This window comes from Myxococcus sp. SDU36 (genome assembly GCF_030168875.1).
GTDB classification, from domain to species: Bacteria; Myxococcota; Myxococcia; order Myxococcales; family Myxococcaceae; genus Myxococcus; species Myxococcus vastator.
This window is the reverse complement of record NZ_CP077414.1, coordinates 2,834,966-2,846,889: the sequence shown is the minus strand read 5'-3', so window position 1 is coordinate 2,846,889 and position 11,924 is coordinate 2,834,966. Positions and strand designations below refer to the sequence as shown.

Sequence of the window (11,924 nt, the reverse complement as noted above, 5' to 3'; positions counted from 1 at the left end):
ACGTGCTCGGTGATACCGTTGGGTCCTTATGAGTCACACCGAGCGACCCCAGGGGGCGGGCCGTCCAGCCGAGGGGCCTGATTCCATCCAGCAGACGCGGCCCACGGGGACAGGAAGGCCTGGGACCACGGGCGCTGTGCGCCGCTTCCGCTTCACCGTCCTCGAAGGTCCGCAGCTTGGGCAGTCCAAGGACAGCAACGCGGACACGTTCTCCATCGGCTCGCATGGGCTCAATGACTTCGTCATCGAGGAGCCCACCGTCTCGCGCTTCCACTGCGAGGTGAAGGTTGACCACGACGGCGCCCGCCTGCGGGACCTGGACAGCCGGAACGGCACCGTGCTCGACGGCGTCCACGTGCGCGACGCGTACCTTCGTGGCGGCAGCATCCTGCGCCTGGGCCGGGTGAGCGTCCGGTTCGACTTCAGCCCGGAGACGAACCGGCTGCTCATCTCCGACCGCACGACGTTTGGTGAGCTGGTCGGCGCGTCCCCCGTGACGCGCGCCAGCTTCGCCCTCATGGAGCGCGCCGCCGCGAGCGACGCGACGGTGTTGCTGGAGGGCGAGACGGGCACGGGCAAGAGCCGCGCGGCCTTCGCCATCCATCAGGCCAGCGCCCGGGCCTCGGGGCCTTTCCTCACCGTGGACTGCGGCGCCATCCCCGGCAACCTGCTGGAGAGCGAGCTGTTCGGCCACGAGAAGGGCTCCTTCACCGGCGCCATCCAGCGCCGCGTCGGCGCCTTCGAGGAGGCGGACGGCGGCACCATCTTCCTGGACGAGATTGGCGAGCTCCCCGCGGAGCTGCAGCCGAAGCTGCTGCGCGTCCTGGAGAACAAGGAGATTCGCCGGCTGGGCGCCAACGGGTACCAACCCGTCAACGTGCGCGTCATCGCCGCCACGCACCGGGATTTGCGCGCCGAGGTGAACGCGGCGCGCTTCCGCTCTGACTTGTTCTTCCGCCTCGCGGTGGTGCGCATCATCATCCCCGCGCTGCGGGAGCGGCCCGAGGACATCCCCCTCATCGCGGAGCGAATCCTCACCGCCTTCGGGGCCGGCACCGAGCAGCTCGCGGCGCTGAGCACGCCGGAGTTCATCGCGCAGCTCCAGCACGCCGCGTGGCCGGGGAACGTGCGCGAGCTGCGCAACCACCTGGAGCGGTGCCTCGTCTTCCAGGACGCCATGCCGCCGGACGCCGACGAGGTGAGCGCGCAAGCGGTGCTGCGCAGCCTGGTGGACCCGAAGCAGCCCTACGCGGAGGCCCGCCGCCGCGCGCTGGAGGTCTTCGAGCGCGAGTACCTGGATGCGCTCCTCAAGCTCCACGGAGGCAAGGTGTCCCAGGCCGCCACCGCCGCGGACATGGACCGCGTGTACCTGTACCGCCTGCTGCGCCGGCACCGACTGCGGACGTAGCACGCTCAGCGGCTGGCGAGCGCCTCCGACAGCAGGACCTCGCCCGCCGTGCCCCCCGAAGCCCAGGACTCCAGGCGCAGCAACGCACCTCCCGCCAACCTGGGATGGCCCTGGGCGTCCGTGTTCAGCTCACACGGGGCCGCGTGCGCGTAGACGCGGACCTCCACGCTGTCACCCGCGGCCTCGCGGGCTCGCCGCGACAGCGCGTCCGCCACCTGGCGCGCCTCCTCCAGCGTGGCGGCATGGGCCGTGGATGCGGGAGGCAGTGCGCGCCACGCGAGCACGGCATTGCCACTCTCCATGGCGAGCGCCCAGCCACGGGTCTCCAGCTCGGCGCGCGTCGCGTCCATCGCGGCGTCCCTGGCATCCAGCTCCGCGTCGGTGGGCTCGTCCAGGGCCACCGGGAAGCGGAGGTCCACGAAGACCGCCACGGCCCAGAGCTCAGCCGGGGTGGGGGCCAGCGCCGCGCGCAGGGCATCGAGGAAGGTGGGCACGTCCGGCCAGCGGTCCCCAGGGGCCTTCGCGAGACACCGTTGGACCACGGCGTCCAGCGCTGGCGGTGCGTGCCCCCGTTCCGCAAGGTGCGGCGGCGGCGCATGGAGGTGCTGCTCCTCGACCTCCACCGCGCTGGTGCCTTCGAAGGGCAGGCCTCCGGTGAGGAGTTGGTAGAGGAGCACGCCCATCGCGTACAGGTCGGTGCGTGTGTCCACGGCCTGCCCGCGAATCTGCTCGGGGGCCATGGACACGGGCGTGCCGAGCACGGCGCCGCCGGAGGTCAGGCCGGAGAGTCCTTCCGGTGGCTCCACGCGGGCGATGCCGAAGTCCACCAGCTTCACCGTGAAGCCCTCCGTCCGGGGGAGGACCATCACATTCTGCGCCTTGAGGTCGCGGTGCAGGATGCCGTGCCCATGGGCGAAGTGCAGCGCGGCGCCCAGCTCCTCCATCACCGTGAGCGCCTCCGCGAGGGAGAAGGGGCCCCGGTGCGTGAGCCACTGGTCCAGGCTTTCGCCCTCCAGCCATTCCATGGCCAGCCAGGGGCGTCCGTCGCGAAGGTCGCCGTGCTCGAGCACGTCCACGATGTGGGGATGGCGCAGCGCCCCGAGCGTGTCTGCTTCCTGCTGGAAGCGGCGGAGCACGTGCGTGACGTGGTTGAACTCGGCACGCACCACCTTCACCGCGGCGGGCGCCCGGGTGGACAGGTGCGACGCGCGATAGAGCCACGCCGTCACGCCCGTGTGGACGCATGACTCGATGACCCAGTCGCCCACCAGCGCTCCGGGTTGAAGTTCGTCTCCATACAGGGATACGGCGTGTTCGCGTGGGGGCCCACCGGCCATGGGACGTCCCTCCGATTCATTGGCTGCGACCCCCAGTGCTAACACGGTTCACGGCCCCGGGAGCGGGCGCGGCCGCCACGTCATGGGCTGTCGGCTGGGGCCATCAGCGCGCGGACGCGGTCCGTCCACAGCGGCGCTTCGCGTGCGGTCTCCTCGACCTCCGCGACGCGGGCCCGCAGCGTCACCAGGTCTCCGGCCTTGCGCGCCGCGCGTGCCGCCCAGACGAGAATCTCCAGCCGCTCGTCAGGCGTGGCCAACTGGCGTGACGCTTCCACCAGCGCTGCCCAGGGCTCCGCGCCGTAGGGGAGGGCGTCTTGCGCCTCGCTCACGACGCGCCGGACCACGGACAGCATCAGCGCGTCCGGAGGTGACAGGCGCTCCCGCGTGTCCGGCTCCTCGAGCCAGGCGAGCTGACGTGCGACCTCGGGCAGGTCGTCCAGTTCGCAGCACAGGCGCGCCACCAGCAGGGCATCCTGGGCCATGGACCGGGGGAAGAAGCGCTGGCTGAGCACTCCGGCCCGCCGCGCCAGGGGCAAGGCCTCCGCGGCCCGGCCCTGGTAGCCGAGCAGCAGCGCGAGGTTGAAGGCGGAGGTCCGCTCAATCTGCACGTTGCCCAATTCGCGCCCCAGCGTCACCGCGCGCTCCAGGTCCGCGCGAGCGCCCGCCGCGTCCCGGCGCTGGACATGCAGCACCATCCGGTTGTTGAGGGCCACGCCCAGGTGCAGGGTGTCGCCGGTGGCCTCGCACAGGGCGATGGCTTCGTCGAAGCGGCGCGAGGCTTCGTCCAGCCGGTCGGTCCACGCCAGCATCGCGCCCAGCATGGCCAGGGCGATGGCCTCCGTCTCCGAGTCCTCCCCGGACCGCGCGGCCTCCACGGCTCGCTCCAGCGCGGGCACCGCGCCGGTGATGTCCTCCTGCCGCACGAAGACGCGTGCCTGCGCCAGGGCATGGCGCGCGGCCAGCTCCGGGGGGACGTCGTCCTTCAAGCGCTGCAGGGCCTGCTCCAGCAGCGCGGTGGAGCCTGTCGCGTCGTCCTGCCAGTCGAGGGCGGTGGCTTCTTCCAACAGCAAGTCCGCCTCGCGCACCACGTCGCGGTGGGCCTCGGCCAGCAAGCGGGCGGAGCGCAGGTCCTCCACGGCGTCGTCGATGCGCTGGAGGCGGTAGCGCACGCGGCCTCGGCCCGACAGCAGCTCCAGTCGGACGGCCTCCTCGTCGCGATGCACCAGCGACAGGGCGGCCGAATAATGCCGCTCCGCCTCCAGGAGCCGGTGCGCGTGGCGAGCGGCCTCGGCCAGGCCCCAGTGGAGGGACGTGGCCTGCAGGGAATCTCCAGCGGACTCGGCCAGACGCGCCCTTCGGGCCGTGGGCGTGGCGGGCAGGGCGCGCAAGACGGCCGCGCAGATGCGCCGCTTCAGGGGCGGCGGGAGCAGCGCGGTGAAGGCTTCGCGCAGGGTGGTGTGCTCGAAGCGCCAGCGTCGCGGCCCTCGGGGCTCCAGCATGCCCGCGCGAGCCAGCCGCTCCAGCGCGACGCCCGGGTCCAGTGACAGGTCCAGGGACGGGTCCGCCTCCAGGTGGGCGAGCGTGGCGGTGACTTCCTCCAGCCGCACGTCGTCTCCCAGGAGCGCCGCTATCTGGAGCAGGGCGCGCAGGCCAGGGGGCAGGGCCGCGAGGCTGCGTTCGGCGAGCCGCTCATCCGCGCCCGGGCGGTCCGGAGCCAGCCCGTTCAGCGCGTCCGCCGCGAGGTAGCCCCCCCCATCCGGACGGGTCCGGATGGCGCCCGCGCCGCGGAGGGCACGCACCGTCTCCATCATGCGCAGCGGCGAGCCTCCGCAGCGCTCCACCAGCTCGCGCAGCACGCCTTCGGCAATCAGGTCCACCGGGCGCAGCAACTGGCGAAGCAGCTCGCGCGCGTCGTGCTCCGGGAGGGGAGAGAGCTCTTGCTGCTCGGCGTCTCGCGCGCGCTCGCCCAGGTAGGGCCGCAGGCCCAGCAGCCGGTGCCGGCCGGCGAGCACCACGCACAGCGGGGCGCCCTCGCCGGAGAGCGTCGCCAGCTCCAATGCGTCCAGGGCCGTGGGGTCCAGCGTGTGCGCGTCATCGACCAGGAGGACCAGGGGCTGAGCGGCCGCCAGCCGCCACAGGTGCGTGGCGATGGCCCGCGCCACCCACTGCCTGCGCGCCGCAGGGTGCACGGAGCCCACGTCCACCGGGGGACGCGCGTCCGCGAGCAGCCGGCGCAGGGCTTCATCCGAGGGCGTCTGTGAGGGCAGGCCGAGGACGGTGGTGATGAGACTTCGCAGCCCGCTCTCGCTCGCGCTGCCTTCATCGGGGAGCGCCTCGACGAAGCGCACGGAGACGCCGGGCATGCCCTCCAGCTCGCTCCACCACGCCGTGAGCAGGCGCGTCTTGCCCAGTCCTTCTTCCGCCAGGAGGGTGCGCAGGACGGGCGAACCCTGGGCCCGCGCGCGCGACAGGGCTTCGCGCAGCCACTGCCGTTCCGCGTCCCGGCCCAGGAGGACGTCGGGAGGTATCAGCGCGGCCCCCCGCGGCGTGCTGTAGGGCAGGTCGCCCAGGTGCGCTCGGGCACTGGCCGTCAACGTGACGGACGCCGTGGTGAGGGGGGCGTCCGGCGATGGCCACCACCGCTCGGGGCGCTCCACCGCCGCGCCCCCCACGGTCAGCCGGCCCGCACGCTCGCGGATGCGCAGCGGCGCGGAATGAAGCGCGAGCGTTGCGTGGGGGGAGAGGGCGGCGCTCAGCACCTCTGCTGCCCGGAGCGCGGCGCGCAGCCCGGCTTCCACCGAGGCTTCGTGGGGGAACGCGAGGAGGCAAAGGCCCGGCTCCACGCGCGCGAGGAGGACGCCACTCCCCGCGAGGTGGGCCTGCAAGGCCGGTGCATCCAGCGACGACTTCACGCCCAGGAGCGCCACCTCGTGAATCGCTCGGCGGGTGTCGGGTGTCACGGCGGTTGACGGGCCTGTGCTCGTCCCGGGCGTCGCGTGGTGAGCGTGTGTCGCCGGCATGCCCAGCACATCTCCAGCGTCATGAAGCCCGCGCAGCTCCTCCGCCAGCGACCGCGCACTGTCACCCCGGTCCTCGGGCGCCTTGGCCAGCAGCCGCTGCACCCGTGCTTCCACCGCCGCGGGCACAGGCCACGGCGCGAGCGTCCGTAGCGCCGGAGGCCGCCGCGAGACATGCGCCTGGAGCACCGCCGCCGCCTCTCCGACAAAGGGAGGCCGCCCACACAGCAGCTCGAAGAACATGACCCCAAGCCCATAAAGGTCCGCGCGCGCGTCGATGCTCCGCGCGTCCCGGCACTGCTCGGGTGACATGTACTCATGGGTTCCCAGCCGCTGCCCCGTCCGCGTGAGTCCCGGCGAGAGCCCCTCCGCATCATCCTGGGCCGTCAGCCGCGCGAGCCCGAAGTCCAGCAGCACGAGCCGTTCGTCGGACAGCACGACGTTCTCCGGCTTCAGGTCCCGGTGCACCACGCCCGCGGCATGGACCTGGGCCAGCGCCTCCGCCAGGGCTCGCATCAGCGGAGCCGCATCCGCCCAAGGCAGGGCCCCGGCGCCCGGCAGCGTCATCAGCCGCTGAGCCAGCGTCAGGCCCTTGATGCGCTCCATGATGATGACCCGCTCACCGGCGCGCGTCGTGGCCTCGCCCAGCAGCCTTGGCACGGCGGGGGGGCCGATGCGGCGCAGGGCCTCCAGCTCCCGACCCAGCCGCTCTCCCGCGAGCGGCTCCAACACCTTCAGCGCGACGTCCTGCCCATCCACTTCATGCCGCGCGGCGAACACCCGTCCAAACCCACCGCGCCCCAGCGGCGCTCCCAGGACGTAGCCAGCCACCTCCGGAGGCTCCGGCAAGGGGCCTGGGGCACGCGCTTCGACCGGGCCGTGGAGCGCACAGCGCTCAGCCACACGGCGATGGCAGGTAGGGCAGCGCATGGGCGTGGGAGCTCGGGGCCGGGAGCTTGGACGGCCACGCCCGGACGTCAGTCACTCATCTCCGGCAGCTCGGGCAGCACATCCGGGTCCAGCTTCAGAATCACACACAGGCGCGTCAGGGTGGGGATGGTCGGCACCATCACCCCCCGTTCCACCCGAGCGAGCACCTCCACGGGGATTTCCAGTTGCTCGGCGACCTCCTCCATGCCGAGCCCCGCCTGCTGGCGGGCGGCTTTCAGTGCCGCTCCGAGCACCTCGGCCCTTTCCCTACGACTCGTCGTCATGGGCCGAGCATGACGCCTTCTCGCGTTCTCGTCATCCAATTCACCACATGCCGGTGCGCTGGCGCATGGCCCCGAACACTGCCCGGGGGGGCGGGCAGCCGGGGCAAGCCCCCCGGGCGTCGGCGGCGATTGTGCGGTTCAGGGGGAGGGTGGCCGGGCGGTCCGGACGTGCGCAGGCTGGGAGACGGGGGTTGCGGCATTGGCGCCGGGCGAGGGCTGTGTTAGTTCGCCCCTCCCCCGGTGTTCCGCCAGAAAGAGGAGAAGCGAATGGCCCGCCGTCAGGTCCGTGTCGTCGGTGCGATGCTCCAGAACGAGCAGGGGCGCTACCTCATCACCCAGCGCCCCCCCACCGCGTCGCTGCCTCTGCTGTGGGAGTTCCCCGGCGGGCGCGTGGAGGAGGGCGAAGAGGACGCCGAGGCCCTCGCCCGGGAAATCCAGGAAGAGATGGGCGTGGAGGTGGACGTGCTGGGTCAGGCCATGCACACCCACCACGAGTACCCCAACTACGATATCGACTTCCGCGTCTTCCACTGCCGGCTGTCGCGGCCCTCGGAGAAGGTCCAGCACCTGCGCGTGCATGACCACCGCTGGGTGACGCTGGAGGAGATGTCCGCGTACCGCTTCCCGGACGCGGACGCCAAGACGCTGGCGAAGCTGCTCGACCTGGACAGCTGACGTGCCGCGCCGTCTCCTCCTGGCGCTGTTGGCCGGAGTGCTGGGCGCGTGCTCCCGCTCCAAGCCGCCGCCCGCGCCGCCCCCACCGGAGGCGACGAACCAGGTCGCGGCCCAGGGCGTGCCGGGGTGCGCGCTCTACAGCGAACCCCAGCAGTCCGGCGCCGTGCCCGACGTGCTGCCCGAGCTCTCCGGCCTGGCCGCCAGCCAGCGCCACGTGGGCGCCTTCTGGGCGCACAACGACTCCGGCCACGGCTTCGAGCTGTTCGCGATGGACGCGAAGGGGGCCATCCTCGCCCGGCTGACGCTCACTGGCGCCACCCCGCGCGACATCGAGGCCGTCACGGTGGGGCCCTGCGCCCCGGGGGCGTCGCGCGGCTGCGTCTACCTGGCGGACATCGGCGACAACTTCTCGCGCCGGGAGCAGGTGCGGCTCTACCGGCTGCCCGAACCGGAGGCGCTCGAGGACGCCACGGTGCCGGTGGAGGTGCTGCCCTTCATGTACCCGGACGGGCCCCGCGACGCGGAGTCGGTCATCATCGACGCCCGCTCCGGCAGGTTGGCCGTCATCACCAAGACGCTGGACTCCCTGGGTGAGGTCTTCGCGCTGGACGGCCTGCGCGCGGACACCGCCATCCAGGCCCGGAAGCTGGGGACGCTGACGGCGCCGCTGGGAATGGACCGGGCCACCACCGCGGCCTCCCTGCACCCGTCCGGTGAGCGGCTGCTGCTGCGCACCTACTCGCGCGCGTACGAGCTGCGCCGCCCCGGCGCCGCGCGGCTGGAGGACCTGTTGCAAGGACAGCTCGTCGAGGTCCCGAGCGGGAGCCAGGCCCAGGCAGAAGCCATCACCTTCGTGCAAGACGGCAACGGCTATTTGTTGGGCACGGAGTTCACTGGCCAACCCTTGTGGTTGATCGGGTGTCGCTGATTCGCCGCAAGGGCCCGCACACACCGTGAAGCCCGCCTGGCGGGTTGACGGTATGGCAACGGTGAACATCTTTGGCCCGCCAGGGAAGACGCCTCGCGGTCGCGGTGTCCGCGTGTGCGGGGGAGGGGGAGGGTCGAGCGTGCCGACGATGAAGCCACAGGATTTGCCGCCTGGGATGGGCCCACGCGGAAAGAAGACAGACAAGCCAACGCCAACGGGGAAGGGGTTCAAGTTCGGCTCACCGTTGGGCTACATCCTGTTGCTCGTCCTGGGCTTCTTGCTGTTCCGCAACGTCTTCCAGGACGCGGGCGTGCGGCGTGTGAGCTACAGCCAGTTCCGCGACGGGGTGGAGGCCGGGAACTTCAGCCGGGTCCAGATTTCAAACGAGTGGGTGAAGGGCTTCCTCAAGGACACGGCGCAGCCGCCTCCTCCAGCAAACGGGGAGCGCCCGCTGCGCGGCGAGCCGAGCGCCCTGCCGTGGATGGCCTACCGCGTGGAGGGTGACGAGGGGCTGGTGCCGCTGCTGGAGCAGAAGGGCATCCAGTTCGAGGCCGTGCCGCAGTCCGGGCTGGGCGATGCGCTGTGGATATGGCTGTTGCCCCTGGGCATCTTCTTCCTCTTCTGGAGCTTCATGATGCGCCGGGTGGCCGGTGGCATGGGCCAGGGCCCGCAGAGCGTCATGAGCTTCGGGAAGACGCGCGCCAAGGTGCAGGCCGAGGCCGACACCGGCGTGGGCTTCAACGACGTGGCCGGCGTGGACGAGGCGGTCGACGAGCTGCGTGAAATCGTCGAGTTCCTCAAGACGCCCGAGAAGTTCCGCCGCCTGGGCGGGCGCATCCCCAAGGGGGTGCTGCTGGTGGGCCCTCCGGGGACGGGCAAGACGCTGCTGGCGCGGGCCGTGGCGGGTGAAGCGGGCGTCCCCTTCTTCAGCCTGTCGGGCTCCGAGTTCGTGGAGATGTTCGTCGGCGTGGGCGCCGCGCGAGTCCGTGACTTGTTCGCCCAGGCCACGGCGAAGGCGCCGTGCATCATCTTCATCGACGAGCTGGATGCCATTGGCAAGAGCCGCAACTCGGGCGTGGCCGGTGGACATGACGAGCGTGAGCAGACGCTCAACCAGCTGCTCGCGGAGATGGACGGCTTCGACAGCCGGGCGGGCCTCATCATCCTGGCGGCCACCAACCGCCCGGAGATTCTCGACAGCGCGCTGATGCGTCCGGGCCGCTTCGACCGGCAGGTGCTGGTGGACCGGCCGGACAAGCGGGGCCGGGAGCGGGTGCTGGAGATTCACGCCAAGGGCGTGAAGCTGGGCCCGGACGTGGACCTCAAGGCCATTGCCTCGCGCACCCCGGGCTTCGCGGGCGCGGACCTGGCCAACGTGGTGAACGAGGCCGCGCTCCTGGCCGCGCGCCGCAACCGCGACGCGGTGATGCGGGCGGACTTCGAGGAGGCCATCGAGCGGGTCGTCGCCGGTCTGGAGAAGAAGAACCGCCGGATGAACGAGCGCGAGAAGGAGATTGTCGCGCACCACGAGGCGGGCCACGCGGTGGTGGGGTGGATGATGCCTCACGCGGAGCGGGTGACGAAGGTGTCCATCATCCCGCGCGGCCTGGCGGCGCTGGGCTACACCATGTCGCTGCCGCTGGAGGACCGCTACCTCATGTCGCTGGACGAGCTGCGCGACAAGATGGCGGGGATGATGGGCGGCCGGGCCGCGGAGGAGATCTTCATCGGGGAAATCTCCACCGGCGCGTCCAACGACATCCGCCAGGCCACGGAGATGGCCCGGATGATGGTGCGGGACTACGGCATGAGCACGCTGGGCCCGGTGGCCCTGAGCGCGGACCATGGCCCGGGCTTCCTCCGCTCGGCGGGGATGCCGGAGACGCGCAGCTACTCCGAGCAGACGGCGCGGATGATTGACGAGGAGGTGCGCAAGCTCGTCAGTGAAGCGCTGGACAGGGCCCGCCAGGTGCTGACCACCCACAAGGACAGGGTCCAGGCGTTGGCGGCCCGGCTCCTGGCCGTGGAGGTCGTGGAGGAGGACACCATGGTGACGATTCTGGGTCCCAAGGTGTTCGCGCAGCGCGGCCTGCTGCACCCGGAGGCGCGTCAGGTCATCTCCGCGCACCCGGTGGACGTCGGGAGCAGTGACGACCAGACGCCGCCCACGCAGCACTCGGACGCGCTCGACTCTTGAGCCTTCGGCTGGCTGGGCGCCTGCCCTCCAGCCGACCCGAAGCCCACCGCCACCGCGACGTCCTGCGGTGGCCGGTGGGCGAAATTATCTTCAGGAGAAAGGAGGCGTCGCCGTGGAGAACAGGATCGGCAAGAGCTACGTGGCCCGCAAGGCCCTCTTCGCGAAGGGGCTCAAGGAGGGGCGGCTCACGGTTCAGGAGATTGAGGAGGCGCTGCCGGCGGGAACCCTGACGGCGGCGGAGCGGTGGCTCCTCTACTACTCGCTGCGGGCCGCCCAGGTGGAAATCGTCGACGAGGTGACGGGGCAGGTGGACCACGGCTTCATGGCCGAGTCTCCCGCCGCGCCGCAGGAGCACTAGCTCGCTCCCGCGTTGACAGGGGCCGTCTCGCGGTTAGGTTCCGGTCAGCAGCGACACCCACCATCGCCTCAGGTTCGACATGGCCGGCAACACCCGCACCGACGCAGCCACCGAAGCCCCCCAGCAGCCGCCCTCCGCCAACGGAGAGGGGCCTGTTTCCGCCGCCGAGGAGTCTTCCTCCCAGCAGCAGGCTCCGGAGGAGCACGCGGCTCCCGGTCAGGACGCGGAGCGGGAGCGACTGGTGGCGGAGCTGGAGACGCTTCGCAAGAAGTTCGACACCGCCGTCCGCGCGGTGCAGGCCGCGGAGAAGGACCGCGAGGAGTTCAAGCAGCGCGTGACGCGGGAGCGTGAGCGCATGCTGGACGTGGAGCGCGGCAACGTGGCCGTCACGCTGCTGGAGGCCATCGACGAGCTGGACCGGTGCCTGTCCGCCAGCGCGCAGGACACCTCGCCGCTGGCCGAGGGCGTCCGGATGATCCGCGACGTGCTCCTGCGCAAGGCGCAGGACACGGGCATCGAGCGCTTCAACGTCGTGGGGCAGACCTTCGACCCCAACCTGGCCGAGGCGGCGGACATGGAAATCACCGCCTCGCCGGACGAGGACCAGCGCATCGTCGCCGAGCTGCGCGCGGGCTACCGGCTGAAGGAGCGCGTCATCCGTCCGGCCCGGGTGAAGGTGGCGAAGTACATCGCCCCCGCCCAGGCCTGACGCCGCCGTCCAGGGCGCCCCCGTCTCGGGAAGGGGGCGCCGGGCCAGGCTGTTGAGTCCGCTCGACCCTGGTCCGATGTG

Annotated in this window: 9 protein-coding genes; 6 read left to right on the top strand and 3 right to left on the bottom strand. The window is 71.7% G+C overall.

Annotated features, from left to right (window positions below):
- The first annotated feature begins 28 nt into the window (after positions 1-28).
- A complete protein-coding gene (locus KGD87_RS11005; protein WP_284667412.1) occupies positions 29-1,408 on the top strand; it encodes a sigma 54-interacting transcriptional regulator in 1,380 nt (459 codons plus the stop codon).
- A gap of 5 nt (positions 1,409-1,413) precedes the next feature.
- Here the strand turns inward: KGD87_RS11005 and KGD87_RS11000 are convergent, their stop codons facing one another.
- From KGD87_RS11000 to KGD87_RS10990, 3 genes are all read right to left on the bottom strand, one after another.
- On the bottom strand, positions 1,414-2,676 hold the full coding sequence (locus tag KGD87_RS11000) for a serine/threonine-protein kinase (RefSeq protein ID WP_284667411.1): 1,263 nt from the start codon (positions 2,674-2,676) through the stop codon (positions 1,414-1,416).
- A gap of 149 nt (positions 2,677-2,825) precedes the next feature.
- Positions 2,826-6,593, bottom strand: coding sequence for a serine/threonine-protein kinase (locus KGD87_RS10995; RefSeq protein ID WP_284667410.1), 3,768 nt, complete (start codon positions 6,591-6,593; stop codon positions 2,826-2,828).
- Positions 6,594-6,739: 146 nt separating this feature from the next.
- The gene (locus KGD87_RS10990) at positions 6,740-6,976 is read right to left on the bottom strand and encodes a helix-turn-helix domain-containing protein (RefSeq protein WP_013940940.1); all 237 of its coding nucleotides are present in this window, start codon (positions 6,974-6,976) and stop codon (positions 6,740-6,742) included.
- 267 nt (positions 6,977-7,243) lie between these two features.
- On the opposite strand from KGD87_RS10990, the gene KGD87_RS10985 reads away from it, so the two are divergent.
- From KGD87_RS10985 to KGD87_RS10965, 5 genes are all read left to right on the top strand, one after another.
- Positions 7,244-7,651, top strand: coding sequence for a (deoxy)nucleoside triphosphate pyrophosphohydrolase (locus tag KGD87_RS10985; RefSeq protein ID WP_176415125.1), 408 nt, complete (start codon positions 7,244-7,246; stop codon positions 7,649-7,651).
- Between the two features lies 1 nt (position 7,652).
- Positions 7,653-8,579 carry an SdiA-regulated/phytase-like domain-containing protein gene (locus KGD87_RS10980; protein WP_284667409.1) on the top strand — a complete coding sequence of 309 codons (927 nt, stop codon included), beginning with the start codon at positions 7,653-7,655 and terminating at the stop codon, positions 8,577-8,579.
- A 175-nt stretch (positions 8,580-8,754) separates the two neighbouring features.
- Positions 8,755-10,776: an ATP-dependent zinc metalloprotease FtsH gene (gene ftsH / locus KGD87_RS10975; protein WP_284667408.1), complete on the top strand. Its 2,022-nt coding sequence runs from the start codon at positions 8,755-8,757 to the stop codon at positions 10,774-10,776.
- A 112-nt stretch (positions 10,777-10,888) separates the two neighbouring features.
- A complete protein-coding gene (locus tag KGD87_RS10970; RefSeq protein WP_095959442.1) occupies positions 10,889-11,134 on the top strand; it encodes an RNA polymerase sigma factor region1.1 domain-containing protein in 246 nt (81 codons plus the stop codon).
- Between the two features lie 79 nt (positions 11,135-11,213).
- Entirely contained in the window at positions 11,214-11,843 is a 630-nt protein-coding gene (locus KGD87_RS10965; protein WP_284667407.1) for a nucleotide exchange factor GrpE, read from the top strand.
- Positions 11,844-11,924 lie beyond the last annotated feature (81 nt).